Here is a 25878-nt window from a genome sequence, read left to right on the forward strand (position 1 = left end):
GAGCCGGGTGGCGGCTTCGCCTTACCCGGCCGACGACGGCGTGCTATTTGCGACGTTTGCTATTGTCCATAAACGTCCAGGCGATAAAGCGGCTCTGTTTCTGGCCCTGCGCCATCTCTTTTTTCACCACTTTTACGGCGCCCGCTTCGGTCAGCGCGCGGTAGAGCGGGGGCAGGTTATCCCCCCGGGAAACCAGCGTCGTGAACCATTTCACCTGACGGCCAAACTGCTTGCTTTCCGCTATCATGCGCAGGATAAACGCCACTTCGCCCCCTTCACACCAGAGCTCCTGCTGCTGACCGCCGAAGTTCAGCGCCGCATCTTCAGCCTGACCCAGGTTACGACGCTTGCGCTCGCTGCCCGCACGGGCCGATGCCGCCGAATCATGGAACGGCGGATTGCACATCGTGGCGTCATAGCTTTCGTTTTTGTGAATAATGCCGTTGAAGATCGACGCCGCGTCTTTCTGACGACGCAGGCGAATGGCGCGGCTCAATCCCGGGTTAGCGCTGATAATCGCCTGGGCGCTGGCAAAGGCCTCGTCACCGATTTCGCTTCCGGTAAAGCGCCACTGATATTCATGCGCGCCGATCAGCGGGTAAATCAGGTTCGCCCCGGTGCCAATATCCAGAATGGTGGCCTGCTGTGGGACGACACCCTCATTCCCTTCGGCAAGAAGATCGGCAAGGTGATGCACGTAATCAGCGCGGCCCGGAACAGGTGGACAGAGAAAGCCTTCCGGGATATCCCAGTGAGCTACACCGTAAAAATGCGCCAGCAGGGCTTTGTTCAGCATTTTAACCGCCTGCGGGTCAGCAAAGTTGACCGAGGGTTCACCCGCGGGGGTCTGAACAAGATAGTCCTGCAGCGGCGGACAGCTCAGGCATAACGCGTTCATATCGTAGCGGCTGCGGTGGCGATTTCGCGGGTGTAATCCCGGCTTTTGGGCAGTCATGGCATTCTCCTTTAAACAGCGGCGTAAGATACCCTTTGCTGGCCCAGCGGTAAATCTTTCTCTGCGCCGCTCAAAAAATCGCCACAAATCAAACACCTTTATGTCTATGATCCGTCAACGAATTGTCAATTTATATCGTTCAAAAAATAAGCAGATCATCATCAAATATTTGCGCTAAGTCACACTCGTCAGGCTTCTAAACTTAAAGGGAATCACCTGTTGTTTCCTCATGAGGATGTGATTATGAAAAAGTACCTGACCCTTGCTGTTATCGCAGCCGCCCTGGCGACCGCGTCCTTCTCTGCCATGGCCGTTCAGTCACTGACCCAAAGTACCGATACGAGCCAGCTACGTCCTGCGGGCACCGTTTCGGTAAGTCGTGCCAGTAACCTCGACGATCTGCAGGATAAGCTCGCCGAAAAAGCCCGTCAGGAAGGTGCAAAAGGATTCGTGGTGAACTCCGCTGGCGGAGATAACCATATGTACGGCACTGCGACCATTTATAAATAATCTGTCTCTTCCACAAGACTGCATCTGCTCAACGGGTGCAGTTTACTTCTCCCTTCGCCTTGATTGTTCATTTTTTAACCCCATAGTAAACATATGGCCTAAACCGATTTCAGGAGGACGCTATGGCTTCCGGCTGGGCAAATGACGACGCTGTTAACGAACAGATCAACAGTACTATTGAAGATGCGGTTGCGCGTGCCCGCGGTGAAATTCCGCACGGCGAAAGCTTAACTGAATGCGAAGAATGCGGAGAACCCATTCCGGAGGCGCGCCGAAAAGCTATTCCCGGCGTACGGCTTTGCATCACGTGCCAGCAGCAAAAAGATTCAAAAAATGCATCCCATTCAGGATATAATCGCAGAGGTTCGAAAGACAGCCAGTTACGTTGACTTTGCTTTACCCAAGTTAACCGGGCACGTGCGTTCCTTTACGCTCACGATTTTTAGCCAGACGCGTAGCAAAACGTGCCCTTCATATCGCTTCTGTAAAGCGCATCCGCAAGAAGTGTAAAGCGGTACTTTGAATTTATTAATATTCAATAAGTTATTTGTCATTCAATTTTTTTGAGCAACCACGTCAATTCTCTTCGATTTTATCACTCGCAAAAAACCGTGATACTTATCACATCGACGGAACATCGTCCCCTTAACAGAAAAACCTGCGAGAGATTAATTATGAAAACCATCAAATATGCTGTAGCTGCTGTTGCCCTGTCCGCTCTGTCTTTCGGCGCTTTCGCTGTAGAGCCTGTCTCTTCTACTCAGGCACAGAACATGAACAAAGTCGGTGTGGTCAGTGCTGATGGCGCCACCACGCTGGACGGTCTGGAAGCCAAACTGGCTGAGAAAGCCGCTGCTGCCGGTTCAAGCGGATACACCATTACCTCCGCTAACGGCAATAACAAGCTGAGCGGTACCGCGGTTATCTACAAATAATCGCCTGAACGAATGCTGTACCCTCGCCATACCCTCTGGTGAGCTGCTCCACCCTCATTGACCCTGTTGTTGTTACCCTTGCTTGCCCGTCCGCCACTGGACGGGCTTTTTTTTGTCTAAAACGCCTGCGCCACGCGTTCAAGCCCGGCCTGGACGGATTCCACTTCTCCGGTTGCCAGCAAGCAGCAGGCCATCTGCAGCTTGATCGAATGCGGAACAGGCACATTTCCGGCAAGGCACTGCTCAATCCAGTGGGTCGTAGTATGGGGATCTTTTGCCTCAGGCAATATCACACCGGTATTTTCTTCCCCCCGTTCCAGAATCGCGCGCGTACCTGCAGAATCAATCAGCATCACCTGCGGGCAGCGCTGCGGGTTCGCATAAACCTCGCCTTCGGTGCCGTGCATCAGTAACGCCCTTCCGCCAATCGCCTCAAAGAACTGCCCCACACGCGCCACGTATTCCGGGTGCGAGACGCTGGAGAGACGCAGGGCGGCATCTTCGCCAAACGGCGTGGCCAGTTTCGCCAGCGTGTGTGCGCTGTTACGCACGCCCATGCGCCAGCGCATATCAAGCTGCTTTTCCAGCGGCGGGCAGAGCGTGCCGACCGGGATATAAACAGGCTGATGACCGTCCAGCTTCGCCTGCGCCTGACCGGCATGACGCGTTGGCTCAATGCCCAGCATTCCGAAAATAGTCTCCGTCAGCACGCGGGTGGGATCTTCGCTTACGCCGTGCACTACCACCGGGAACCCCAGCTTGTGTAATAAGATAGCGAGCAGCGGGGTTAAATTTGCCTGCTTGCGCGCGCCGTTGTAGCTCGGGATCACGATCGGCATGGGCTTTGCCACGGGCGGCGTTAAGCGCAGCGTTTGCGCCTGCATGGCTTCATAGAACCCGCGCATCTCCGCCTCACCTTCCCCTTTGATGCGCAGCGCGATCAGAATCCCCCCCATTTCCAGATCGGGGACGTCGCCCTCAAGCATGCGGGTATAAAGCGCACGCGCGGTTTCATGGTCCAGATCGCGGGCATGATTTTTCCCGCGCCCTACCTCTTTGATAATTTTGCGATAATCCACGACTTCTCTCCTGACAGCATCATCATGTCAACAATATAGCCCTGATGATTGCCTGGCCGTTAGTGTTTTATCCCCTAACCCAATGCTCTGTATTAATGATAAAAAATAAACACAAGCAATTTTTCAATTATTTGTGATTTCTAAAGAACATTCTTAGCCATGCCTTTTTTGATTAAATAACCAGCGGAAAGTCATTTAGGGTCAACGGTGAAAACGTCCAGGCAACGTTCTCACCCGAAATATACCAGGATTGTTTATGAACAAGGTTGCTTTAGGTTTATTTATCGCCGCAGCGGTGGGATGTTCTGCATCCGCTTTTGCGGCAACAGACGGTGAAGGTCAGATCAACTTCACCGGGGAAATTATTGATTCAGCATGTCAGGTGGTTAACGGGTTGAGTAATCCGTTAAACGTTCAGTTAGGCAAAGTCTCTAAAACGGTATTTGCCGGTGCAGGCTCTACCAGCACGTTAACGAAGTTCGATATTCAGTTAAAAGATTGTCCAGAAACCGTTACCTCCGCAGCGATTAACTTCGGTGGAACGCCGGATGCGAATAACAACGCCACGCTGGCATTAACGCCGGACGTGGATGCGGCCACGGGTGTAGCCATTCAGCTGGTTGACGCTTCAGAACAGCCGGTGAGTCTGTATACCCCTTCTCAGCAATATCCGTTAGCCTCCGGCACGGCGGTAAACGACCTGATATTCGGTGCTCGTTATATTCAAACCGGAGCCGCGATTACCGCAGGTCCGGCTAACTCCGTATCGACCTTCACCGTTATCTATAACTGATATTTTCAATCCTGAGATATTAACGCGTTTATAGGCGTTAATATCTCTTCTATTATTGAGAAATATTTATGCGCCACGGTTATTTACTGAGCACGCTTTTACTGGCGGCCGCCACTGCACATGCAGGTGTCATTATTAATGGCACACGTCTGGTCTACCAGGGAGATAAAAAGGAATCGTCTCTTGGTCTTTCAAACCCGGATACAACGGATTATCTGGTGCAGTCCTGGGTCGACTCTGGCGGTAAAAACCTGGCCAAAGCCCCTTTTCTGATCACTCCCCCGCTTTTTCGCCTTGATGCGAAAGAGGATAACGTTCTGCGCGTGGTGCGCACCGGCGGTAATTTACCGGAAGATCGTGAATCCATGTACTGGCTGAATATCAAAGCCATCCCCTCGTCAAAGCACGTTGATGGGATCAATACCCTGCAAATTGCCATTAATACGCGCATTAAATTGTTGTATCGCCCACCCGCGGTGAAAGGCAAACCTGAAGATGTCGCCAATAAACTTGAGTGGCATCGCGAGGGCAACGATTTGGTCGTCAATAACCCGACGCCTTTCTATATGAATTTCCAGAAGGTGACGCTGAACGGCCATAAAGTGGATAAAGCCACATGGGCAATTCCGGAAACGGAAACGCATTTTGCCTTACCGGGCAACGTCAGCGGTTCCACTGTCGCGTATTCCATTATTACGGATTACGGCAGCATCAGCCAGACCTGGTCGAAATCAGTCCACTAATACCCCACGCGGACAATTATAATAATCATGTACAGCCATAAAAAGCCGTTCACCTGCCGAATTTCATCACTGCTGGTCATTCTCTGTGGCCTGGCACTGGCGATCTTTGCGCAGCAGGTTTTGGCTGATGATTATTTTAACCCGGCGCTGCTGGATATTGATAATCCGCAACAGGGTAAGACCGATCTGTCAGTTTATGAAAAAGGGCCGGGACAAGCACCGGGTAAATATCAGGTCGCCATTTTTATTAATAACAACAAAATTGATACCCGCGACGTCACGTTCTCATTACGAAAAGATTCACACGGCAACAGTGCGCTTCAGCCCTGCTTTAGCCTGAGCGACTTAAAAAGCCTGGGTATCAAAACCCGAAAATATCCGGCGCTGATGGTAAAAGGCCAGTGCGCTGATTTAACCGCCATCCCGGCAGCCTCCGCGTCGTTTCACGTTCGCAACCAGCAGCTGCTGCTCAGTATTCCACAGCTGGCCCTGGGCCAGGTTCCACGCGGCTATATCGACCCGAAAGAATTCGACGAGGGGATCACCGCAGGCATTCTCAACTACAGCGCAACCGCCAGCCAGAGCCATGCGCGTCAGCCGGGCGAACAGGATAACAGCAGCCAGTACGTTAACCTGCGTCCCGGTTTTAACGTCGGTGCCTGGCGCGTACGCAACTACTCCACGTGGAATCGCAGCACCCAGGGCAAGGAAGAGCAGCAAAAATTCTCCTCCGTTTATACCTATGCCCAGCGCGATATCGTGGCGATGAAGAGCGATCTCACCGTTGGGCAAAGCTCCTCGCCTTCTGATGTTTTTGACAGCGTACCCTACACCGGCGTGGAGCTTAAATCCGACAGCGACATGCTGCCGGACAGCGAGAAAGGCTATGCGCCGATCATTCGCGGCACCGCACACAGCAATGCGCTGGTGATGGTTCGCCAGAACGGCTACGTCATTTATCAGAACACGGTTGCCCCCGGCGCGTTTGAAATTAACGATCTCTACCCCACCGGCAGCAGCGGCGATCTGCAGGTCACCGTGAAAGAGACCGACGGCAGCGAAAGCCATTTCGTGGTGCCGTATGCCTCCGTGCCGGTACTGCAGCGTGAAAAAAACCTGCGCTACAGCGTGACCGCCGGGCGGTACCGTTCTTACGACAAAGACGTCGAGAAGACGCCGTTTGCTCAGGGCAGCGCGATTTACGGCCTGCCCTATGGTTTCACCGCTTACGGCGGCGTACAGCAGAGCAGCCACTATCAGTCCCAGGCGCTCGGCGCCGGGAAAAACATGGGCGATTTAGGGGCGTTCTCCATCGACGTCACCCGCGCGAAAGCCCTGCTAAAAAAGCAGCAGTCCAGCAAGGGGCAATCGTGGCGCGTGCGCTACAGCAAAGATTTTGCCGGTTCAGGCACCAACTTCTCGCTCGCGGGCTATCGCTACAACAGCAAAGGGTTTTACACCCTGGAAGACACCATGGAGTCTTACACCCGCTCTGACGGCTGGTCAGCCCCTCAGCAGCGCCGCGCCCGCACCGAGGCCACCGTCGACCAGACGCTGCCTGAAGGCTGGGGATCTGTCACCCTGAGCATGGTGAAAGAGACTTACTGGAGCCAGAACCAGGACATGACCTCCATGAGCGTCAGCTACAACAACAGCTGGCACGGGGTGAGCTACAGCCTGAGCTACAGCATGAACAAGAACACCAACGACAGCGATGAAAACGGCGATGAGGTGACGAACGACAACCAGTTCTCGCTGAGCGTCTCCGTTCCGCTGGACCACTGGATGCATAACACCTGGGCCACCTACAACCTGAACAATACCAAAGACGGTACCACGCAGAATCTCGGCCTGAACGGCACGGCGCTGAAGGAAGACAACCTGAACTGGAATATTCAGGAAGGTTTGAGCAGTACCGGCAGCGGTAGCTCGACCAGCATGAACGCCGATTACAAAGCGACTTATGGCGAAGTGAGCGCAGGCGTCAGTCAGGATAAGTATCAGCAGACCGTTAACGTTGGTTTGCAGGGCGGCGTGGTTGCCCACGCGAACGGGATCACCCTGAGCCAGCCGCTCGGTGAGACCATCGCGCTGGTGAAAGCACCCGGCACGCACGGGACGCATATCACTAACCAGACGGGCGTGGAGACCGATTTCCGCGGCTATACCGTCGTGCCGTTTGTTACCGCGTATCGCCATAACACCATCGCACTGGATACCGAAACGCTGCCGGACAACGCCGACGTGACGCACGCGGCACAGGTGGTGACCCCAACGCGCGGCGCCGTGGTGCGGGCGAGCTTTGCTACCCGCGTGGGCAATCGCGTGCTGATGACGCTCACCCACAACGGCAAACCGCTGCCCTTCGGCGCAACGGTAACCACGGAGGATAAGGACAGCGAGTTTATTGTCGGTAACGACGGACAGACGTACCTCTCGGGTCTGCCACAGCAAGGGCATCTCGCCGTCTCCTGGGGAGAGGATGTGAGCGAGCACTGCGTCGCTGACTATGCACTAACGGATGAGAAAGAGAAAACCAGCATTATCAACGCTGCGGCGCAGTGTCATTGATGCATCCATCAGGCAAATATTATGCAAATGATTAAACAGTGCTTCTTCTTACTGGTTCTGGGAACCGCCGCGTTATTTATGCCGCATGCGAAAGCGACATGCACCACGCCGGATCTGCCCAAAATGATCAATGTGGCATCCATCTCCGTCCCGACGACGCTGGCGGTTGGCGAGACCATTCCCGGCACCGAACAGAGCACCCATGTCGCCGGTCATTGCGATCAGGCGGTAGAAAGCGGACTGGAAATTGTCTCATGCTATTACGGCACTGGCGCGGAAATCCCGGGCCTGAAAGGCGTCTACGATTCTGGCGTACCCGGAATTGGTGTCGCATTGATGAACGATCGGGGCCAACGCATCAGCGGAGCGGGAGGCGTAAACTGCATCTCAACGGGAACACCGGTCGGTTATGTCTCCAGTGACGGCAATCTCTCTTTTAACTTTGACGTTACGCTTGAGCTGGTCAAAACCAGCGATACGGTGACGTCAGGCACGCTGAATCAAAGTCAGACCCGTTTTGGGATTGGTGTTTATCACCACGATGGCATCGGCGATCCAAACTCTGTCTCCTACGCAGGGAACATCAATGTCCAGCAGGTGACCTGCTCCGTCTCGCCAAAAAGCCTGACCGTGGTGCTGGGCGATTTTCCCGTGAGCCAGTTTTTCTCAACCGGCCTGCTCACCGACGAAAAGGACTTTAACGTTAGCCTGAACTGTAATACGACGGTTCAGCCGGAGCTGAAGATCAGCAGCGCGAACGGCTATGTCCCCGGCTACGAAGGGGTCATTAAGCTGACCCCGGAAAGCGGCGTGGCAACAGGGGTGGGGGTATCTATCGTCTCCGATAACAAGATTCCGGCTTTTGATGAATACTTCACCACCTCAAGCCCCGCAAACGCCAACGAAACGCTAAACATTCCCTTCAAGGTACGCTACGAGCAGATAAGCGATACCGTCACCCCCGGACCGGCCAATACCGTCGCGACCATTACCGTTGCGTATAAGTAGGTTCACAATGAAGAGATATTTGATTTTCCTGACCCTCGGCCTGCTGGCAAACGCTTATGCGGAAGATATTCAGATAGAGATGACCGGCAACATTTACGCCAATACCTGCACGGTCGATAGCGCCAGCCAGAACCTGACGGTCAATCTGGGTCAGGCAGTGGCGGGTAATTTTAAGGACGTGGGGGATACCGGCGAGTGGAAAGCGTTTGATTTGACGTTGTCAAAATGCCCGTCAACCACCACGCTTGCGACGGCGACATTTATCGGCCAGGCCGACGGCGCGCACCCGAATAAATTCGCTAACACCGGTACGGCCGGTGGGCTGGCGCTGGAGCTGGCCGATCGCCCGGATAAGATGCTCATCGCCCCGCAGGCAAGCTTCAGCGTTCTGGTGAATCAGGACGATCATACCGCTGATTTCCCGCTTTCTGCCCGCTATTACGCCACCGCCCTGCCCGTTACCGCCGGCACATTCAGCAGCGTTGTTCAGGTCACGTTTATTTACCAGTAGGACCGCGCCTCTTAGCACGGATGCTTTTTGTACGCCCGGCAGAGGATTTTGCCGGGCGTTTTTTTACTTCAGGCACATCCGGTTGTTCAATCGGGAAAACGGGCAGCGCGTTCAGCAGCCGCTGACCGTAGTTTTTAGTGAGTAAACGCTTGTCATAAATCACCACCTCGCCCCAGCAGCCGTGGCTACGAATCAGACGCCCGACCTGCTGAATCAGGTTAAACGACGCCGCGGGTAAACTCTGCACCTCAAACGGATAGCGGTTGAGGCTTTTCAGCCACTCCCCTTCGGTGATCACCACCGGGCTGTCGATAGGCGGGAAGGCGATTTTATGGATGTGTACCTGCGTCAGATAGTCCCCTTTCAAATCCAGACCTTCAGCAAAGGACTGTAGGCCTACCAGCACGCTACGTTCACCGTTATCGATGCGCTTGCGGTGGGTTTCCACCAGCCGGTAGCGCGGCTGATCGCCCTGCACCAGCAGGAGTAAACGCAGGTCGGTGACGTGCTCCAGGAAGCGCTGCATCGCGCGCCCGCTGGCAAACAGCACCAGCATGCCGGGGTACTTTTTACTCTCGACCTGTTCGCGGAAGTAGGCCGCCATTTCCGCAATGTGCTGCTCCTCGTTGTCGATGAGCGGCTCGAATTTCATGCGCGGAATAACCAGCTTGCCCTGTTCGCAGTGGTTAAACGGCGAGTCCAGCGCCACGAAACGGTCGCCCGCTTTCTCTTTCAGTCCGCTCATCTCCTGCAAACGAGAAAAACTGTTCAGGGAACGCAGCGTGGCGGAGGTGACAACCACGTGCGGCACGCTGCGCCAGATCAGCTTTTCCAGCTGATCGGCCACGCGGATGCCGACGCAGTGGAAAAAGAGGTGAACCTGCCCGTCCCGCACGTCGCGGGTGGCCCATTTGGTGACCGGCGCGCCGGACGCCTGCGCCATCGAGGCCAGCCGCCAGAGCTTGCTCTGCGCTTCAAACATCCCCAGCGCGCGGTTCATCTGCAGCAGAATGCGGTGCAGACGCACCACGTCATGCGAGCCGGTTTTCTCGCTCAGATCGTTTAAGAACATCTCCGCCAGGCCGCGCAGCTTTTCCAGATGCTTCGCCAGCTGCTGGCAGATCTCCATCACCTCTTCCGGTAGCTCTCCCATCGCAAAGCGGTGTTCCGCCTCCTGGGCTGCCGGAAGATAGAGATTCAGAATGTTGTTGAGCGATGAGATCAGGCCGTAGACCTCTTCGCAGTGGTCGCTCAACCGCTCGGGCACCGCCAGCGGCGGCGTGGTTTTCGGGCGGAACTGCTCCATGCAGGTCGCCACCAGCTTGCAGAACAGATCCAGCTGCAGGCGGAACCAGGGCGCCGTGATTTCGGCGCTCATCTCCAGCGCGTCCCGCGCCACGTCCGGCAGATGATGGCCTTCATCAAGCACCAGCAGCAGGTTTTTAGGCTCCGGCAGCACCGCTTCGCTCTCGAGCGCGGCCATCACCAGCGCGTGGTTTGCCACTACCACTTCCGCCTCCTGGATCTCACGCCGGGCGACAAAGAACGGGCACTCGCGGTAGTAGTGACAGTTGCGGTTCAGGCAGCTGGCTTTGTCGGTGCTGAGCCTGCGCCACAGGTCGTCGCTGATGGCCTGGCTGGTGTGATCCCGCAGGCCGTCCCACTTATAGCCGTCGAGCTCGGCTTTGAGCTTTGCACACTGCTCCTGCTCGGCCTTATTGTTTGGCGTCAGCTCGTCATCCAGAAACGCGAGCAGATCCTGCTGATTCGGCTCGCTGCTGGCCAGCGCCGCCAGGTTACGCGGGCACACGTAACGCCCGCGCCCAAAGGCTGCCGTAAACCGCAGGTCGGGGATGATTTTGCGCAGCAGGGGTAAATCCTTGCTGAAGATCTGATCCTGCAGCGCCACGTTGGCGGTGCTGACCACCAGCGTTTTGTCCTCTTCCCGCGCGATCGCGATGCCGGGAATGAGGTACGACAAGGTTTTCCCGACGCCGGTCGGGGCTTCAATCGCCAGATGTCGCCCGTCGTCCCCGGCGAGCGTTTTTGCCACGTCAGCAATCATCTGCCGCTGCGGCGCTCGGGGGATAAAGTCGGGGATCTGCTGTTGTAGCGCCTTATACCATGCGCCAATTTGCGCCTTGAGCGCAGCGGTTAAAGCCATTGGAAAACCTGAAATACTGTATAAACAGCCACTATTGTGGCACTTTCTCTTCGCGGCCGCAAAAAGAAAAGCCCGGCTTTACGACCGGGCTTCCAGATTACTGCGGGTTAGCAGGCTTGCGCGGGCGGCGTCGACGCTGCCCTTCTCCTGCTGGTTTACCTTCGCCGCTGCGCCACGGGTTTTCACCCGCCGGTTTGCTGTCGTTGTTACGACGCGGCGGTTTGCCGGATGATTTTGGCGCACCACCCTCAGCACGACGCGGCTGCTGACCACGACCGCCGCCGCCCTGGCCACGTCCACCGCCGCCCTGACGACCGTTCTGAATCGGCTCGGCTTTAATCGACGGGTCCACTTCGTAGCCCGGGGTTTCGATGCGCGGGATCTCTTTCTTCAGCAGGCGTTCGATATCGCGCAGCAGCTTGTGTTCATCCACGCAGACCAGAGAAAGCGCTTCACCGGTTGCCGCCGCGCGGCCGGTACGTCCGATGCGGTGAACGTAATCTTCCGGCACGTTTGGCAGCTCGTAGTTCACCACGTGCGGCAGCTCTTCAATGTCGAGGCCACGGGCGGCGATGTCGGTCGCCACCAGCACGCGGATGTCGCCGGATTTGAAGTCCGCCAGCGCACGGGTACGCGCGCCCTGGCTCTTGTTACCGTGGATCGCCGCGCTGCGGATACCGTCTTTATTCAGCTGTTCCGCCAGGTGGTTGGCACCGTGCTTGGTGCGGGTAAAGACCAGCACCTGCTGCCAGTTACCCTGACCGATCATCTGGGAGAGCAGTTCCCGCTTGCGCTTTTTATCAACAAAGTGAACGTGCTGCGTCACCTGCTCAGAGGCGGTGTTGCGACGCGCCACCTCCACTTCCAGCGGGTTATGCAGCAGCTTTTCCGCCAGCGCCTTGATCTCGTCGGAGAAGGTCGCGGAGAAGAGCAGGTTCTGACGGCGCGCAGGCAGCTTGGCCAGCACGCGACGAATATCGTGGATGAAGCCCATGTCGAGCATGCGGTCGGCTTCGTCCAGCACCAGAATTTCAATGCTATCGAGCTTCACCGCGTTCTGGTGCTCCAGATCCAGCAGACGGCCCGGCGTTGCTATCAGCACGTCCACGCCGCCGCGCAGCTTCATCATCTGCGGGTTGATGCTAACGCCACCGAAAACCACCAGCGAGCGAATGTTGAGATAGCGGCTATAGTCACGCACGTTCTCGCCAATCTGGGCTGCCAGCTCGCGGGTTGGGGTCAGGATCAGGGCACGAACCGGACGACGGCCTTTGGCGTGCGGCTGGTTTTTTACCAGCAGCTCTAACAGCGGCAGCGTAAAGCCCGCGGTTTTACCGGTGCCGGTCTGGGCGCTCGCCATCAGGTCACGACCCTGCAGAACAGCGGGGATCGCCTGCTGCTGGATTGGGGTTGGCTCAACGTAGCCCTGCTCTGCGATCGCGCGCAGAATTTCCGGGTTCAGGCCAAGGGAATCAAAAGACATAAAAACTCCGAACCGCCCCGACCATCACAGGTGTAGTTTTCAGGGAGATATAACGAATAGGGGAGGACAAAAACCACAATGTCGCGAAGGAGCGGAGTGTAGCAGCTTTTGTGACGTGGCGCATAAAATATCCCTCAGCGTTCCCTCGACGTTAGCGTGAATCAGGCATAATCTTAATCAATCGATTGATTAATTTTTAATGCCGCCATGAATACGACACCCACAACAACCAAAGGTGAACAGGCCAAAAATCAGCTTATCGCCGCCGCGCTGGCGCAGTTTGGTGAGTACGGGCTGCATGCAACCACGCGCGATATTGCCGCGCTGGCCGGGCAGAACATTGCGGCGATTACCTACTATTTTGGCTCAAAAGAGGATTTATACCTCGCCTGCGCCGAGTGGATCGCCGATTTTATCGGCACGCAGTTTCACCCGCACGTTGAGGAAGCCACCGCGCTGCTCGGCCAGCCGTCGCCCGATCGCGCCGCCGTTCGCCAGCTTATTCTCAAAGCCTGCCACAACATGATCCGCCTGCTGACGCACGACGATACGCTCAACCTGAGCAAGTTTATCTCCCGCGAGCAGCTCTCACCTACAGCCGCCTACCAGCGGGTACACGATCGGGTGATTGCCCCGATGCATACCCATCTTACCCGGCTGATCGCCGCCTATACCGGGCGGGACGCCGGTGATACTGAGACAATTTTGCATACCCACGCCCTGCTGGGTGAAATCCTTGCCTTCCGTCTGGGCAGGGAAACCATCCTGTTACGCACCGGCTGGACACAATTTGATGAGGATAAAGCCGCGCAGATTGGCCAGGTCATTGCCTGTCATCTCGATCTGATCCTGCAAGGCTTAACGCAAAGGAGCCTGAAGTCATGAAAAAACCTGTCGCCATCATTCTGGTGGTTGTTGTGCTGCTTGCTGCTGGAATAGGTGGCTGGCTGTGGTATCAGAGCCAGCAGGATAAAGGCCTGACGCTGTACGGTAACGTGGATATTCGCACGGTGAACATGAGCTTCCGCGTCGGCGGACGTCTCGCCTCGCTGAGCGTTGACGAAGGCGATGCCATCAAAAGCGGGCAGACGCTGGGGATGCTGGATAAGGCGCCCTATGAGAACGCGCTGATGCAGGCCAAAGCGGGCGTATCCGTGGCTCAGGCGCAGTATGACCTGATGCTGGCAGGCTATCGCGATGAAGAGATCGCCCAGGCTGCCGCCGCAGTTAAGCAGGCGAAAGCCGCCTATGACTACGCGCAGAACTTCTACGCGCGCCAGCAGGGGCTGTGGAAAAGCCGCACCATTTCCGCTAACGATCTGGAAAATGCGCGCTCGTCCCGTGACCAGGCGCAGGCGACGCTGAAATCCGCACAGGATAAATTAAGCCAGTACCGCACCGGTAACCGCGCGCAGGATATTGCCCAGGCGAAAGCCAGCCTTGAACAGGCACAGGCGCAGCTGGCCCAGGCCGAGCTAGACCTGCGCGACACCACCTTAATCGCCCCGTCCGATGGCACGCTGATGACCCGCGCCGTGGAGCCGGGCAGCATGCTCAGCGCGGGCAGCACCGTCTTGACGCTCTCCCTGACCCGCCCGGTGTGGGTGCGCGCCTACATTGACGAGCCGAACCTCGGCCAGATGCAGCCGGGCCGCGAGCTGCTGCTCTATACCGACGGTCGCCCGGACAAGCCGTATCACGGCAAAGTGGGCTTTGTCTCCCCTACCGCCGAATTCACGCCGAAAACCGTTGAAACACCGGACCTGCGTACCGACCTGGTGTATCGCCTGCGCATCATTGTCACCGATGCGGACGACGCGCTGCGTCAGGGCATGCCCGTCACCGTAAAAGTAGACAACGGGGAACGACATGAATGACGCGGTTATTCAGCTCAACAATCTGGTTAAACGCTTCGCGGGAATGGACAAACCGGCCGTCGCGCCGCTGAACTGCACCATCCAGAAAGGCTACGTGACCGGGCTGGTCGGCCCGGACGGCGCGGGGAAAACCACGCTGATGCGGATGCTGGCGGGGTTGCTCAAGTCGGATGAAGGAAGCGCCAGCGTGCTCGGTCTTGACCCGATCAAGGACGACGGCGCGCTCCACGCCATGCTCGGCTATATGCCGCAGAAGTTTGGCCTGTACGAAGACCTGACGGTGATGGAAAACCTGAACCTGTACGCCGACCTGCGCAGCGTCACCGGCGAAACCCGACAGAAAACCTTCGCGCGCCTGCTGGAGTTTACCTCCCTCGGCCCGTTCACCGACCGGCTGGCGGGCAAGCTCTCCGGCGGGATGAAGCAGAAGCTGGGGTTGGCCTGCACGCTGGTCGGCGAGCCGAAAGTGCTGCTGCTGGACGAGCCCGGCGTCGGCGTAGACCCGATTTCCCGCCGTGAACTGTGGCAGATGGTGCACGAGCTGGCGGGCGACGGGATGCTGATCCTCTGGAGCACCTCCTACCTCGACGAAGCGGAACAGTGTCGGGACGTGCTGCTGATGAACGAAGGCGAACTGCTTTATCAGGGCGAGCCGACGACGCTGACGCAGAGCATGGCCGGACGCAGCTTCCTGCTGCATAGCCCGCAGGAGTCCAACCGCAGGCTGCTGCAGCGGGTGCTCAGGCTGCCGCAGGTCAGCGACGGGATGATCCAGGGCCGCTCGGTGCGCATTATTCTCAAAAAAGAGGCCACCGCCGACGACGTTCGCCAGGCGCAGGGAATGCCTGAGATCGAGATAGAAGAGACCGCACCGCGCTTTGAGGACGCGTTTATCGACCTGCTGGGCGGCGCGGGTACGTCAGAGTCGCCGCTTGCCGCCATTCTGCATACGGTGGAAGGCACGCCGGGCGAAACGGTCATTGAAGCGAAATCACTCACCAAAAAGTTCGGGGATTTCGCCGCCACCGATAACGTCAATTTCGCGGTTAAACGCGGCGAGATTTTTGGCCTGCTCGGGCCGAACGGCGCGGGAAAATCGACCACCTTTAAGATGATGTGCGGCCTGCTGGTACCGACGTCCGGCAAGGCGCTGGTGCTGGACATGGATCTGAAAGTCAGCTCCGGCAAGGCGCGCCAGCATCTGGGGTATATGGCGCAGAAGTTTTCCCTGTATGGCAACCTGACGGTCGAGCAGAATCTGCGCTTTTTCTCCGGCGTGTACGGCCTGCGCGGGCGGGCGCAGAACGAGAAAATCCGCCGCATGAGTGATGCCTTCGCGTTAACCAACATTGCCTCCCACGCCACCGACGATCTGCCGCTCGGCTTTAAGCAGCGGCTGGCCCTGGCCTGCTCGCTGATGCACGAGCCGGATATTCTGTTTCTGGATGAACCCACTTCTGGCGTGGATCCCATTACCCGCCGCGAGTTCTGGCTGCACATCAACAGCATGGTGGAAAAAGGGGTGACCGTGATGGTGACTACCCACTTCATGGACGAGGCGGAGTACTGCGACCGCATCGGGCTGGTGTATCGCGGCAAGCTGATTGCCCACGGTACCCCGGACGACCTGAAAAACCAGGCCGCCGACGATGAGGTCCCGGACCCGACCATGGAGCAGGCGTTTATCACCCTCATCCACGACTGGGATAAGGAGAATGCCCATGCGCAGTAAAGCCCTTTCCTGGCGCAGGGTGCGCGCGCTGTGCGTTAAAGAGACGCGGCAGATCGTGCGCGACCCCAGCAGCTGGCTGATTGCGGTGGTGATCCCCCTGCTGCTGCTGTTTATCTTTGGCTACGGCATTAACCTGGACTCCAGCAAGCTGCGGGTCGGGATTTTGCTGGAGCAGCAGAGTGAAGATGCGCTGGACTTTACTCACGCCATGACCGGATCGCCCTACATTGACGCCACCATCAGCGATAACAGGCAGGAGTTGATCCAGAAAATGCAGGCCGGGAAAATTCGCGGTCTGATCGTCATTCCGGTGGATTTTGCCGCCAATATGGCGCGGGCGAATGCCGATGCGCCGATCCAGGTGATTACCGACGGCAGCGAGCCGAACACCGCCAACTTCGTGCAGGGCTACGCGGAGGGGATCTGGCAGCTCTGGCAGATGCAGCGGGCGGAAGATCGGGGTGAAGAATTTAAACCGCTGATCGACGTGCAGACGCGCTACTGGTTTAACCCCGCCGCCATCAGCCAGCACTTTATTATTCCGGGCGCGGTGACGATTATCATGACGGTGATTGGCGCGATCCTGACCTCGCTGGTGATCGCCCGCGAGTGGGAGCGTGGCACCATGGAGGCGCTGCTTTCTACCGAAGTGACGCGCGTCGAGCTGCTGCTGTGCAAGCTCATCCCGTACTATTTCCTCGGCATGCTGGCGATGCTGCTCTGTATGCTCGTCTCGGTCTTTATCCTCGGCGTGCCGTATCGCGGCTCGCTGGTGGTGCTGTTTTTTATCACCAGCCTGTTTTTACTCAGCACGCTGGGGATGGGGCTGCTCATCTCCACCATCACCCGCAACCAGTTTAACGCCGCGCAGGTGGCCCTCAACGCCGCCTTTTTACCGTCGATTATGCTGTCCGGGTTTATCTTCCAGATAGACAGCATGCCTGCGGTGATCCGCGCCGTGACCTACATCATCCCGGCGCGATACTTCGTGAGCACGCTGCAAAGCCTGTTTCTGGCGGGGAATATTCCGGTGGTGCTGATTATCAACACCCTGTTTTTGATGGCGTCGGCGGTGATGTTTATCGGGTTGACGTGGATGAAAACCAAACGGCGGTTAGATTAACGCCGTGCAAATATTTCGCCCGGTGGCGCTACGCTTACCGGGCCTACGATTTGTAGGTCGGGTAAGCGCAAGCGCCACCCGACTGGAGGACGATGCGATGTTTCACCGATTATGGACGTTAATACGCAAAGAGCTGCAATCCCTGCTGCGCGAGCCGCAAACCCGCGCCATTCTGGTCTTGCCGGTGCTGATCCAGGTTTTACTGTTCCCGTTCGCCGCCACCCTTGAGGTGACCAACGCCACCATCGCCATTTACAACGAAGACAACGGCAAACATTCCGTCGAGCTGACGCAGCGTTTTGCGCGTGCCAAAGCCTTTACCCACATCCTGCTGCTGAAAAGCCCGCAGGCGATCCAGCCCACTATCGACACGCAAAAAGCGCTGCTGCTGGTGCGGTTCCCGGCGGATTTCTCCCGCAATCTGGATACCTTCCAGACCGCGCCGATGCAGCTGATTCTCGACGGACGTAACTCCAACAGCGCCCAGATCGCAGCGAACTATCTGCAGCAGGTGGTGAAGGATTACCAGCAGGAGCTGATGGACGGCAAACCGAAGCCCAACAACAGCGAGCTGGTGGTGCGCAACTGGTACAACCCGAATCTGGACTATAAGTGGTTCGTGGTACCGTCGCTGATCGCCATGATCACCACCATCGGGGTGATGATCGTCACCTCCCTGTCCGTCGCCCGCGAGCGCGAACAGGGCACGCTGGACCAGCTGCTGGTCTCCCCGCTCGCCACCTGGCAAATCTTTGTCGGCAAAGCGGTCCCGGCGCTGATTGTCGCGACGTTCCAGGCCACCATCGTATTGGGGGTAGGCATTTGGGCCTACCAAATCCCGTTTGCCGGTTCGCTGGCGCTGTTTTACTTCACGATGGTGATTTATGGGCTGTCGCTGGTGGGGTTTGGACTGCTCATCTCGGCGCTCTGCTCGACGCAGCAGCAGGCGTTTATCGGGGTATTCGTCTTTATGATGCCCGCGATTTTGCTCTCGGGTTATGTTTCGCCCGTCGAGAATATGCCGGTATGGCTACAGGATCTGACGTGGGTAAATCCGATTCGGCACTTTACGGACATCACCAAGCAAATCTATTTGAAGGATGCGAGTCTGGATATTGTCTGGGGAAGTTTGTGGCCGCTACTGGTCATCGCGGCCACGACGGGCTCACTGGCGTACGCGATGTTTAGACGCAACATCGCGTAGCTTTTTCTCTTTGGTCAGCAGCGAGACGACCGCAGGCCCTGCGAGGATAGCCAGACCCGCCAGGGCCAGCAGCAGGTTGTTTTGCAGCACGCGCGACAGCAGCCACAGCACAATCATCGCCGCACCAAAATACCAGGTGGTGGTGAGCTCTTCGAGCACATCACCCACCTCGCGCCAGCGCGCTTCATGGTGGCGCTGTAAGAACAGCATCGACAGCACGGTGACGCCATAAAGGACGCATAGCCCCAGGCCAACACGCACCAGCGTGCCGCTCATCCAGCCCATCACCAGTACGGCCACGACCAGTAAATGCAACATTATCTGCCAGCAACTCAGGCCAGTTGCGACACGAACACGTTGTTGCCACTTCATGGCTTCTCTCCTGAAGGATTTTTCTCTGCTTAATCAGACTACCGCACTTTACGGAAAATTCCGTAACGCCGCATCTTTTTGTGACGCCGACTACACTTTATTTTCATTGGGATAGTCACTCAGGAAGGAGCTTATGACTCAAAAAATGCAGCATTTCTCGCTTAAGGTGCTGACGATAAACATTCATAAGGGCTTCACAGCATTTAATCGCCGCTTCATTTTACCGGAGCTGCGCGACGCGGTACGCACCGTCAGCGCGGATATTGTCTGCCTGCAGGAAGTGATGGGCGCACACGAAGTGCATCCGCTCCACTTTGAGAACTGGCCCGACACGCCGCACTATGAATTTCTGGCCGATACCATGTGGAGTGATTACGCCTACGGCCGCAACGCGGTCTACCCGGAAGGGCATCACGGCAACGCTGTGCTGTCCCGTTACCCCATTGAACATTACGAAAACCGCGACGTTTCCGTCGGGGAGAGCGAAAAACGCGGCCTGCTTTACTGCCGCATTACCCCGCCCGACCTCGAGCGACCAGTCCATGTCGGCTGTGTTCATCTGGGCCTTCGCGAAGCCCATCGTCAGGCGCAGCTGAAAATGCTGGCCGAATGGGCCAACGCGCTTCCCGAAGGTGAACCGGTGGTCGTGGCGGGCGATTTCAACGACTGGCGACAGCGGGCAAACTATCCGTTGAAGGTAGATGCCGGGCTGGAAGAGATTTTTACTCGCGCCAACGGCAGGCCTGCGCGCACCTTCCCGGTCCGTTTCCCGCTGCTTCGGCTTGACCGCATCTACGTGAAAAACGCCCACGCCAGCAGCCCGACCGCCCTGGCGCTCCTCAACTGGCGACATCTTTCCGACCACGCCCCGCTCAGCGCGGAGATCCACCTATGAAATGTTCCTGGCAGGAAGGCAACCGAATCACGCTGCTGGTCAACGGAGACGAGTACTACCCGGCCGTGTTCAAGGCGATTGATAACGCGCAGCAGAAGGTGATCCTCGAGACCTTTATCTGGTTCGAAGATAACGTCGGCAAGCAGTTGCACAGCGTGCTGCTGCGAGCCGCACAGCGCGGCGTCAAAATTGAAGTGCTGCTTGATGGCTATGGCTCGCCGGATCTCAGCGATGCGTTTGTGAATGAGTTGACCTCCGCGGGCGTGGTGTTCCGCTACTACGATCCCGGCCCTCGCCTGTTCGGCATGCGTACCAACCTTTTCCGGCGGATGCACCGCAAAATTGTGGTGGTGGACGAGACGGTGGCGTTTGTCGGCGGCATTAACTACTCCGCTGAGCATATGTCCGACTACGGCCCGGAAGCCAAGCAGGATTACGCCATTCGCATTGAAGGCCCGGTGGTGCAGAACATTTTACTGTTTGAGCTGGAGAACCTGCCGGGTAAAGAGGCCGTTCGCCGCTGGTGGAGACGTCGCCATCGCCCTGAAGAGAACCGGAAGCCCGGCGAAGCGCAGGCCCTTTTCGTCTGGCGGGATAACGGCGAACACCGGGACGACATTGAACGTCATTATCTCAAGATGCTCGCCAACGCGAAGCGCGAAGTGATTATTGCTAACGCCTACTTTTTCCCGGGCTATCGTCTGCTGCACGCCATGCGCAATGCGGCGCGACGCGGGGTACGCGTAAAGCTGATTGTGCAGGGCGAGCCGGATATGCCGATAGTCAAAGTCGGCGCGCGGCTGCTGTATAACTATCTGGTGAAGGGCGGCGTACAGATCTACGAATATCGCCGCCGACCGCTGCACGGCAAAGTGGCGCTGATGGACGATCACTGGGCCACCGTGGGCTCCAGCAATCTCGATCCGCTGAGCTTATCGCTCAATCTCGAGGCCAACCTGATCATTCACGATCGCCAGTTTAACCAGACCCTGAGGGATAACCTGCAGGCGTTGATCGTTAACGACAGCGTGCGCGTGGACGAATCCATGGTCCCCAAACGTACCTGGTGGAACCTGGGCATCAGCGTGGTGGTGTTCCACTTTCTGCGCCATTTCCCGGCCATGGTCGGCTGGCTGCCGGCGCACACGCCTAAGCTTGCGCAGGTGGACCCGCCGGTACAACCGGAAATGGAAACCCAGGACCGTATTGAAGCGGAAGATGGAGGCAAACCCTGATGTCGAAATCGCATCCGCGCTGGCGGCTGGCAAAAAAGATCCTGACCTGGCTGTTTTTTATTGCGGTCGCGGTTCTGCTGGTGGTCTACGCGCAGAAAGTTGACTGGGAAGATGTGTGGAAAGTCATCCGCAACTATAACCGGATGGTGCTGCTGGGCGCTGTAGGGCTGGTTATTGTGAGCTATCTGATGTACGGCTGCTATGACCTGCTGGGCCGCGCCTACTGCGGCCACAAGCTGGCCAAGCGCCAGGTGATGCTGGTGTCGTTTATCTGCTACGCCTTTAACCTGACGCTGAGCACCTGGGTCGGCGGCATTGGCATGCGCTACCGCCTTTATTCGCGCCTTGGCCTGCCGGGCGGGACCATCACGCGTATTTTCTCGTTAAGCATCACCACCAACTGGCTGGGCTATATTCTGCTCGGCGGGGCGATCTTCACCATCGGCGTGGTGCAGCTGCCCGCGCACTGGTATATCGACGAGGCCACGCTGCGCATTCTGGGCATCGTGCTGCTGCTGATCATCGCCGTTTATCTGTGGGCCTGCGCCTTTGCTAAACGCCGCCATATGACCATCAAGGGGCAAAAGCTGGTATTGCCCTCATGGAAGTTCGCGGTACTGCAAATGGTGGTCTCCAGCGCCAACTGGATGGCGATGGGGGCCATTATCTGGCTGCTGATTGGCGAGGACGTGAATTACTTCTTCGTGCTGGGCGTGCTGCTGGTGAGCAGTATTGCGGGCGTGATTGTGCATATTCCGGCGGGGATCGGCGTGCTGGAAGCGGTATTTATTGCCCTTCTGGCCGGGGAGCATGTCACTCAGGGAACGATTATCGCCGCCCTGCTGGCGTACCGCATGCTGTATTACTTCCTGCCGCTGGCGCTGGCAACGGTCTGTTATCTGGCGCTGGAGAGCCGGGCGAAGAAGCTGCGGGCGAAGAATGAGAGGATGTTAGCGAAGTGAACAAGTCGGGTGGCGGCTTTGCCTTACCCGACCTACGGTTCGCGTTTCGTAGGCCGGGTAAGGCGAAGCCGCCACCCGGCAAAACAACCCTAGCGACGGTTGCCGAAAATACGCAGCAGCATCAGGAACAGGTTGATGAAGTCCAGATACAGCGTCAGCGCGCCCAGAATTGAGTATTTGCGCAGGTTTGAACTGTCGCGTACGTCGATCTGCTCGCCGATGTTTTTCAGCTTCTGGGTGTCATACGCCGTCAACCCAACGAAGACCACCACCCCGATGTAGGTCACAGCCCACATCAGCGCGTCACTCTTCAGCCACAGGTTCACCAGCGACGCCAGCACAATCCCAATCAGCCCCATAAACAGCATGTTGCCGAAGCCGCTCAGGTCACGTTTGGTGGTGTAACCGTACAGGCTCATCACGCCGAACATCCCGCCGGTCACCACGAAGGTGCTGGCGATGGAAGAGTAGGTGTAGACGATGAAAATACTGGAAAGCGTCAGCCCGGTCAGCGCCGAATAGAGCATAAACAGCGTGGTCGCCATTCCGGCACTCAGCTTTTGCACCAGGCCAGAAAGCACAAACACCAGCGCCAGCTGCGCGATAATCAGCCCAAAGAAGGTGATCTTGCTGGAGAAGATAAACATCATCAGCTCCGGCGTGTTCGCCGCATACCACGCGATAAACGCGGTAAGCAGCAGGCCAACCGTCATCCAGCCGTACACCTGAGCCATATACGTCTGCAGGCCGCTACGGGTCTGCTGTACTATTGAATCGGAACGCGGAAATCGGTCCATGATTCACTCCTGATTAAGTTTAAGTAGACACACACGTTAAGATTAACACATCCACGTAAACCGACTACCAACGGCTGGCGGCTTGTTTATCGCTGTCGCGCGATTCTACCCAGCGGTCACCTTCCGGCGTGGCTTCGCGCTTCCAGAACGGCGCTTTGGTTTTGAGGTAATCCATAATGAACTCCCCTGCCGCAAACGCGCTGCCGCGGTGTGCGCTGGTCACCCCGACAAAGACAATTTCCTCGCCGGGCCACATCTCGCCGATGCGGTGAATCACCGCGACGCGGCCAAGCGGCCAGCGGCTCCGCGCCTCGTCGACAATCTCCGCCAGCGACTTTTCGGTCATCCCCGGATAGTGCTCCAGCGTCAGTGCCTTCACGCTGTCACCGAGGTTGTGGTTGCGCACTTTGCCGGTGAAGGTGACGACCGCGCCGTCTTCATCGCGTTCCGCCAGCCAGCTGTATTCGGTCCCCACGTTAAAACGCTCGGGGCTCACCAGAATTCGTGTTTCAGCCATCTTAGCCCCCCGTCACCGGTGGGAAGAAGGCCACTTCATCGCCTTCCTTCAGCGGATGGGTGAACTCCACCAGCGTCTGGTTAACGGCGGCCAGCAGCTTGCCTTCGTCCAGCGCCAGCGCCCAGCGGTCGCTTTGTGCCGCCAGATGCGCGCGCAGGGCAGCGACGTTTTCGAAGGACGCATCCAGCGTCAGGCTGTCTGTATTCACCAGCTCGCGCACCTGCGCAAAAAAGAGCACCTTAATCATGGCTGTCCACCTTAAAATCACCGGATTTGCCGCCGCTTTTTGCCAGCAGGCGCACCGGGCCAATCACCATATCTTTCTGCACCGCTTTGCACATGTCGTAGATGGTCAGCGCGGCGACAGATGCCGCCGTCAGGGCCTCCATCTCCACGCCGGTTTTGCCGGTTAAACGGCAGAGTGACTCAATACGCACGCGGCTCTGCTCCGGCTGCGCCTGCAGGTTCACTTCCACCTTGCTCAACATCAGCGGATGGCACAGCGGAATGAGATCCCAGGTGCGCTTGGCGGCCTGAATACCCGCGATGCGCGCGGTGGCAAAGACGTCGCCCTTATGGTGGCTGCCGTCGATAATCATCGCCAGCGTTTCCGGCAGCATGGTGACGAACGCTTCCGCGCGCGCCTCGCGTACCGTTTCAGCTTTGGCGGAAACATCCACCATATGCGCTTCGCCGGCGGCGTTAATGTGGGTCAGTTGTGACATAGCTTATTTCTTTAAATGGGGATGGAAATTACACGGACGGGTACGGGCATCGAGCTGCGGGGCGATGATGTTTTCCCACGCGGTGCGGCAGGCTTTGGTCGAACCCGGCATGGCGAAAATCAGGGTTTTGTTAGCCACCCCGGCAACGGCGCGCGACTGGAGCGTAGAGGTACCAGTCTCTTCAAAGGAGAGCATGCGGAACACTTCGCCGAAGCCTTCCACCTCGCGGTCGAACAGCGGGATCAGCGCTTCGGGGGCCTGATCGCCTGCGGTAAAGCCGGTGCCGCCGGTGATCAGCACCACCTGCACCTCATCGCTGGCAATCCACTGCGAAACCTGAGCGCGAATGGCGTAGCGGTTCTCCTTCACGATCGCTTTATCGACGATGCTATGCCCCGCGTCATGGGCCGCCTCGCGCAGCCAGTGGCCGGAGGTATCATCCTCTTCGCCACGGCGGTCGGAAACGGTAAGAATGGCAATGCGTGTCGGGATAAATTCTGCGCTTACCTGACTCATCTTCTAATTCCTTCTTAAGCCTGATTACCCGCCGATGTAAGACAGGTTCTGAGTAATGCCGGTATTGCCCTGATGCAGGAAGTGGGTCTGTTTTTTATGCGTCAGCGCTTCAGAAATGCGTGCTTCAAGCGCGTCCTGCTGCGCATCGTCTTCCAGCAGATCGCGAAGGTCTACGCCGCCGTCGCCGAACAGGCAAAGATGGAGCTTGCCAACGGAGGAGACGCGCAGGCGGTTGCAGCTGGCGCAGAAGTCCTTCTCATAGGGCATGATAAGCCCTATCTCACCTTCGTAATCCGGGTGGCAGAAGACCTGCGCCGGGCCGTCGCTGCGCTGGCGGATCTGGTGGATCCAGCCGCGTCTCAGCAGCGCGTCGCGCAGCACCATGCCGGAGATATGATGGCGACGGAACAGCTCGCTCCCCTCGCCCGTTTCCATCAGCTCGATAAAACGCAGCTGTATAGGGCGGGGTTTGATCCACGCCAGGAAGGTATCGAGCTGATGATGGTTCACATCACGCATCAGTACCGTGTTGACTTTGACCTTCTCGAACCCGGCCGCAAATGCCGCGTCGATACCGTCCATGACCTGCTGGAATTTATCCTGGCCGGTTATGGCGTGGAACTGACGGGCGTCCAGGCTATCGACGCTGACGTTGATCGCCGTCAGCCCCGCATCGCGCCAGTTCGCCACGTCACGCGCCATGCGGTAACCGTTGGTGGTCACGGCAATCTGACGGATACGTTCATTTTCACGCACGGCGGCAATGATGTCGGGGAAATCACGGCGCAGAGAGGGTTCGCCGCCGGTCAGACGCACTTTTTCGGTGCCGAGCTCAGAGAAGGCGCGCGTGACGCGGCGCACTTCATCCACGGAGAGAAAGCCGTTATTGGTGACGCTGCCCGGTTTGTAGCCATCGGGCAGGCAGTAGGTGCAACGGAAGTTGCACACATCGGTAATCGACAGACGTAAGTAATAAAACTTACGCGCGAAAGCATCAGTAAGTTGTGAAGCCATGTACACCTTTCCAGATCGGGAGGCACAGTCATTTCTTTCTGTACCCTGGTGGCAAATTCGCCACGGCCAGAGCGCCATATCTTTCGACACAGGCACAAGGGCTAGAGTGTATGTTTTCAATTTTGAAAACGTGGTTAGGACGATAGTAGCGCGGAAA

The 25878-nt window shown here is 57.3% G+C and carries 27 protein-coding genes and 1 riboswitch; of the genes, 16 read left to right on the top strand and 11 right to left on the bottom strand.

Annotation, left to right across the window (positions count from 1 at the left end; genetic code table 11):
- Positions 1 to 43: 43 nt before the first annotated feature.
- A complete protein-coding gene (rlmF, locus tag N037_RS13735) occupies positions 44 to 955 on the bottom strand; it encodes a 23S rRNA (adenine(1618)-N(6))-methyltransferase RlmF (protein WP_023334996.1) in 912 nt (303 codons plus the stop codon).
- A 243-nt stretch (positions 956 to 1198) separates the two neighbouring features.
- Between rlmF and mcbA the strand changes: the two genes are divergently transcribed.
- The 3 genes from mcbA to ybiJ all read left to right on the top strand — a co-directional run bounded on the left by mcbA (position 1199) and on the right by ybiJ (position 2400).
- Positions 1199 to 1465, top strand: a complete 267-nt coding sequence (mcbA, locus tag N037_RS13740) for a DUF1471 family periplasmic protein McbA (RefSeq protein ID WP_023334995.1) — start codon at positions 1199 to 1201, stop codon at positions 1463 to 1465.
- A 122-nt stretch (positions 1466 to 1587) separates the two neighbouring features.
- A complete protein-coding gene (locus N037_RS13745; protein ID WP_023334994.1) occupies positions 1588 to 1854 on the top strand; it encodes a DksA/TraR family C4-type zinc finger protein in 267 nt (88 codons plus the stop codon).
- A gap of 285 nt (positions 1855 to 2139) precedes the next feature.
- Positions 2140 to 2400, top strand: coding sequence for a DUF1471 family protein YbiJ (ybiJ, locus tag N037_RS13750; protein ID WP_032641586.1), 261 nt, complete (start codon positions 2140 to 2142; stop codon positions 2398 to 2400).
- Positions 2401 to 2516: 116 nt separating this feature from the next.
- On the opposite strand, the gene ybiB is transcribed toward ybiJ, so the two are convergent.
- Positions 2517 to 3479 carry a DNA-binding protein YbiB gene (ybiB, locus tag N037_RS13755; RefSeq protein ID WP_032641588.1) on the bottom strand — a complete coding sequence of 321 codons (963 nt, stop codon included), beginning with the start codon at positions 3477 to 3479 and terminating at the stop codon, positions 2517 to 2519.
- 256 nt (positions 3480 to 3735) lie between these two features.
- On the opposite strand from ybiB, the gene N037_RS13760 reads away from it, so the two are divergent.
- The 5 genes from N037_RS13760 to N037_RS13780 all read left to right on the top strand — a co-directional run bounded on the left by N037_RS13760 (position 3736) and on the right by N037_RS13780 (position 9105).
- Positions 3736 to 4272 (top strand): fimbrial protein, encoded by a 537-nt coding sequence (locus N037_RS13760; protein WP_023334992.1) that lies wholly within the window; start codon positions 3736 to 3738, stop codon positions 4270 to 4272.
- A 68-nt stretch (positions 4273 to 4340) separates the two neighbouring features.
- On the top strand, positions 4341 to 5015 hold the full coding sequence (locus N037_RS13765; protein ID WP_023334991.1) for a fimbrial biogenesis chaperone: 675 nt from the start codon (positions 4341 to 4343) through the stop codon (positions 5013 to 5015).
- A 27-nt stretch (positions 5016 to 5042) separates the two neighbouring features.
- Positions 5043 to 7586: a fimbria/pilus outer membrane usher protein gene (locus N037_RS13770; RefSeq protein WP_156369731.1), complete on the top strand. Its 2544-nt coding sequence runs from the start codon at positions 5043 to 5045 to the stop codon at positions 7584 to 7586.
- Positions 7587 to 7607: 21 nt separating this feature from the next.
- Positions 7608 to 8594 carry a fimbrial protein gene (locus N037_RS13775; RefSeq protein ID WP_023334989.1) on the top strand — a complete coding sequence of 329 codons (987 nt, stop codon included), beginning with the start codon at positions 7608 to 7610 and terminating at the stop codon, positions 8592 to 8594.
- A 7-nt stretch (positions 8595 to 8601) separates the two neighbouring features.
- On the top strand, positions 8602 to 9105 hold the full coding sequence (locus tag N037_RS13780; protein ID WP_023334988.1) for a fimbrial protein: 504 nt from the start codon (positions 8602 to 8604) through the stop codon (positions 9103 to 9105).
- Here the strand turns inward: N037_RS13780 and dinG are convergent.
- Positions 9092 to 11269, bottom strand: a complete 2178-nt coding sequence (dinG, locus tag N037_RS13785; RefSeq protein ID WP_032641591.1) for an ATP-dependent DNA helicase DinG — start codon at positions 11267 to 11269, stop codon at positions 9092 to 9094. The two genes, N037_RS13780 and dinG, sit on opposite strands and share 14 nt — an antisense overlap.
- A gap of 97 nt (positions 11270 to 11366) precedes the next feature.
- The gene (gene rhlE, locus N037_RS13790) at positions 11367 to 12752 is read right to left on the bottom strand and encodes an ATP-dependent RNA helicase RhlE (RefSeq protein WP_023334986.1); all 1386 of its coding nucleotides are present in this window, start codon (positions 12750 to 12752) and stop codon (positions 11367 to 11369) included.
- Between the two features lie 207 nt (positions 12753 to 12959).
- Here rhlE and cecR point away from each other — a divergent pair, with 207 nt between their 5' ends.
- The 5 genes from cecR (at position 12960) to N037_RS13815 (ending at position 18688) form a co-directional block, all read left to right on the top strand.
- The gene (gene cecR, locus N037_RS13795; RefSeq protein WP_032641593.1) at positions 12960 to 13637 is read left to right on the top strand and encodes a transcriptional regulator CecR; all 678 of its coding nucleotides are present in this window, start codon (positions 12960 to 12962) and stop codon (positions 13635 to 13637) included.
- The gene (hlyD, locus tag N037_RS13800) at positions 13634 to 14629 is read left to right on the top strand and encodes a secretion protein HlyD (RefSeq protein WP_032641596.1); all 996 of its coding nucleotides are present in this window, start codon (positions 13634 to 13636) and stop codon (positions 14627 to 14629) included. Before cecR ends, hlyD begins: the two co-directional genes overlap by 4 nt.
- Positions 14622 to 16361, top strand: a complete 1740-nt coding sequence (locus N037_RS13805) for an ATP-binding cassette domain-containing protein (RefSeq protein WP_032641597.1) — start codon at positions 14622 to 14624, stop codon at positions 16359 to 16361. The genes hlyD and N037_RS13805 overlap by 8 nt, the downstream gene beginning before the upstream one ends.
- Positions 16351 to 17484 (top strand): ABC transporter permease, encoded by a 1134-nt coding sequence (locus N037_RS13810; RefSeq protein ID WP_032641599.1) that lies wholly within the window; start codon positions 16351 to 16353, stop codon positions 17482 to 17484. The genes N037_RS13805 and N037_RS13810 overlap by 11 nt, the downstream gene beginning before the upstream one ends.
- A gap of 97 nt (positions 17485 to 17581) precedes the next feature.
- Positions 17582 to 18688: an ABC transporter permease gene (locus N037_RS13815; protein ID WP_032641601.1), complete on the top strand. Its 1107-nt coding sequence runs from the start codon at positions 17582 to 17584 to the stop codon at positions 18686 to 18688.
- Here N037_RS13815 and N037_RS13820 read toward each other — a convergent pair.
- Positions 18650 to 19060, bottom strand: coding sequence for a YbhQ family protein (locus tag N037_RS13820; protein ID WP_032641603.1), 411 nt, complete (start codon positions 19058 to 19060; stop codon positions 18650 to 18652). The two genes, N037_RS13815 and N037_RS13820, sit on opposite strands and share 39 nt — an antisense overlap.
- Before the next feature lie 133 nt (positions 19061 to 19193).
- Between N037_RS13820 and N037_RS13825 the strand changes: the two genes are divergently transcribed.
- From N037_RS13825 to N037_RS13835, 3 genes are read left to right on the top strand one after another with little or no spacing between them, the layout of a single operon-like run.
- The gene (locus N037_RS13825) at positions 19194 to 19955 is read left to right on the top strand and encodes an endonuclease/exonuclease/phosphatase family protein (protein WP_032641605.1); all 762 of its coding nucleotides are present in this window, start codon (positions 19194 to 19196) and stop codon (positions 19953 to 19955) included.
- Complete coding sequence (gene clsB, locus N037_RS13830) at positions 19952 to 21190, top strand: cardiolipin synthase ClsB (protein ID WP_032641608.1); 1239 nt, start codon at positions 19952 to 19954, stop codon at positions 21188 to 21190. Before N037_RS13825 ends, clsB begins: the two co-directional genes overlap by 4 nt.
- Positions 21190 to 22152: a lysylphosphatidylglycerol synthase domain-containing protein gene (locus N037_RS13835; protein WP_032641610.1), complete on the top strand. Its 963-nt coding sequence runs from the start codon at positions 21190 to 21192 to the stop codon at positions 22150 to 22152. Before clsB ends, N037_RS13835 begins: the two co-directional genes overlap by 1 nt.
- An 89-nt stretch (positions 22153 to 22241) precedes the next feature.
- On the opposite strand, the gene N037_RS13840 is transcribed toward N037_RS13835, so the two are convergent.
- The 6 genes from N037_RS13840 to moaA form a co-directional block, all read right to left on the bottom strand.
- Entirely contained in the window at positions 22242 to 22949 is a 708-nt protein-coding gene (locus tag N037_RS13840) for a Bax inhibitor-1/YccA family protein (protein ID WP_032641612.1), read from the bottom strand.
- A gap of 64 nt (positions 22950 to 23013) precedes the next feature.
- Positions 23014 to 23466 (bottom strand): molybdopterin synthase catalytic subunit MoaE, encoded by a 453-nt coding sequence (gene moaE / locus N037_RS13845; RefSeq protein ID WP_032641614.1) that lies wholly within the window; start codon positions 23464 to 23466, stop codon positions 23014 to 23016.
- A gap of 1 nt (position 23467) precedes the next feature.
- Complete coding sequence (gene moaD, locus N037_RS13850) at positions 23468 to 23713, bottom strand: molybdopterin synthase sulfur carrier subunit (protein ID WP_023334974.1); 246 nt, start codon at positions 23711 to 23713, stop codon at positions 23468 to 23470.
- On the bottom strand, positions 23706 to 24191 hold the full coding sequence (gene moaC / locus N037_RS13855) for a cyclic pyranopterin monophosphate synthase MoaC (RefSeq protein ID WP_023292962.1): 486 nt from the start codon (positions 24189 to 24191) through the stop codon (positions 23706 to 23708). Before moaC ends, moaD begins: the two co-directional genes overlap by 8 nt.
- 3 nt (positions 24192 to 24194) lie before the next feature.
- Positions 24195 to 24707: a molybdenum cofactor biosynthesis protein B gene (gene moaB / locus N037_RS13860; RefSeq protein ID WP_032641616.1), complete on the bottom strand. Its 513-nt coding sequence runs from the start codon at positions 24705 to 24707 to the stop codon at positions 24195 to 24197.
- A gap of 24 nt (positions 24708 to 24731) precedes the next feature.
- Positions 24732 to 25721 carry a GTP 3',8-cyclase MoaA gene (moaA, locus tag N037_RS13865; RefSeq protein ID WP_032641618.1) on the bottom strand — a complete coding sequence of 330 codons (990 nt, stop codon included), beginning with the start codon at positions 25719 to 25721 and terminating at the stop codon, positions 24732 to 24734.
- A riboswitch (molybdenum cofactor riboswitch) is annotated at positions 25709 to 25842 on the bottom strand. (Overlaps the previous gene by 13 nt.)
- Positions 25843 to 25878 lie beyond the last annotated feature (36 nt).

It is taken from the genome of Enterobacter sp. EGD-HP1, from assembly GCF_000733275.2.
Classification (GTDB): domain Bacteria; phylum Pseudomonadota; class Gammaproteobacteria; order Enterobacterales; family Enterobacteriaceae; genus Enterobacter.

Bases quoted from the DNA above. Each gene is read 5' to 3' on its own strand.
- rlmF (WP_023334996.1), bottom strand. From the start codon at position 955: ATGACTGCCCAAAAGCCGGGATTACACCCGCGAAATCGCCACCGCAGC.
- mcbA (WP_023334995.1), top strand. From the start codon at position 1,199: ATGAAAAAGTACCTGACCCTTGCTGTTATCGCAGCCGCCCTGGCGACC.
- N037_RS13745 (WP_023334994.1), top strand. From the start codon at position 1,588: ATGGCTTCCGGCTGGGCAAATGACGACGCTGTTAACGAACAGATCAAC.
- ybiJ (WP_032641586.1), top strand. From the start codon at position 2,140: ATGAAAACCATCAAATATGCTGTAGCTGCTGTTGCCCTGTCCGCTCTG.
- N037_RS13760 (WP_023334992.1), top strand. From the start codon at position 3,736: ATGAACAAGGTTGCTTTAGGTTTATTTATCGCCGCAGCGGTGGGATGT.
- N037_RS13765 (WP_023334991.1), top strand. From the start codon at position 4,341: ATGCGCCACGGTTATTTACTGAGCACGCTTTTACTGGCGGCCGCCACT.
- N037_RS13770 (WP_156369731.1), top strand. From the start codon at position 5,043: ATGTACAGCCATAAAAAGCCGTTCACCTGCCGAATTTCATCACTGCTG.
- N037_RS13775 (WP_023334989.1), top strand. From the start codon at position 7,608: ATGCAAATGATTAAACAGTGCTTCTTCTTACTGGTTCTGGGAACCGCC.
- N037_RS13780 (WP_023334988.1), top strand. From the start codon at position 8,602: ATGAAGAGATATTTGATTTTCCTGACCCTCGGCCTGCTGGCAAACGCT.
- dinG (WP_032641591.1), bottom strand. From the start codon at position 11,269: ATGGCTTTAACCGCTGCGCTCAAGGCGCAAATTGGCGCATGGTATAAG.
- rhlE (WP_023334986.1), bottom strand. From the start codon at position 12,752: ATGTCTTTTGATTCCCTTGGCCTGAACCCGGAAATTCTGCGCGCGATC.
- cecR (WP_032641593.1), top strand. From the start codon at position 12,960: ATGAATACGACACCCACAACAACCAAAGGTGAACAGGCCAAAAATCAG.
- hlyD (WP_032641596.1), top strand. From the start codon at position 13,634: ATGAAAAAACCTGTCGCCATCATTCTGGTGGTTGTTGTGCTGCTTGCT.
- N037_RS13805 (WP_032641597.1), top strand. From the start codon at position 14,622: ATGAATGACGCGGTTATTCAGCTCAACAATCTGGTTAAACGCTTCGCG.
- N037_RS13810 (WP_032641599.1), top strand. From the start codon at position 16,351: ATGCGCAGTAAAGCCCTTTCCTGGCGCAGGGTGCGCGCGCTGTGCGTT.
- N037_RS13815 (WP_032641601.1), top strand. From the start codon at position 17,582: ATGTTTCACCGATTATGGACGTTAATACGCAAAGAGCTGCAATCCCTG.
- N037_RS13820 (WP_032641603.1), bottom strand. From the start codon at position 19,060: ATGAAGTGGCAACAACGTGTTCGTGTCGCAACTGGCCTGAGTTGCTGG.
- N037_RS13825 (WP_032641605.1), top strand. From the start codon at position 19,194: ATGACTCAAAAAATGCAGCATTTCTCGCTTAAGGTGCTGACGATAAAC.
- clsB (WP_032641608.1), top strand. From the start codon at position 19,952: ATGAAATGTTCCTGGCAGGAAGGCAACCGAATCACGCTGCTGGTCAAC.
- N037_RS13835 (WP_032641610.1), top strand. From the start codon at position 21,190: ATGTCGAAATCGCATCCGCGCTGGCGGCTGGCAAAAAAGATCCTGACC.
- N037_RS13840 (WP_032641612.1), bottom strand. From the start codon at position 22,949: ATGGACCGATTTCCGCGTTCCGATTCAATAGTACAGCAGACCCGTAGC.
- moaE (WP_032641614.1), bottom strand. From the start codon at position 23,466: ATGGCTGAAACACGAATTCTGGTGAGCCCCGAGCGTTTTAACGTGGGG.
- moaD (WP_023334974.1), bottom strand. From the start codon at position 23,713: ATGATTAAGGTGCTCTTTTTTGCGCAGGTGCGCGAGCTGGTGAATACA.
- moaC (WP_023292962.1), bottom strand. From the start codon at position 24,191: ATGTCACAACTGACCCACATTAACGCCGCCGGCGAAGCGCATATGGTG.
- moaB (WP_032641616.1), bottom strand. From the start codon at position 24,707: ATGAGTCAGGTAAGCGCAGAATTTATCCCGACACGCATTGCCATTCTT.
- moaA (WP_032641618.1), bottom strand. From the start codon at position 25,721: ATGGCTTCACAACTTACTGATGCTTTCGCGCGTAAGTTTTATTACTTA.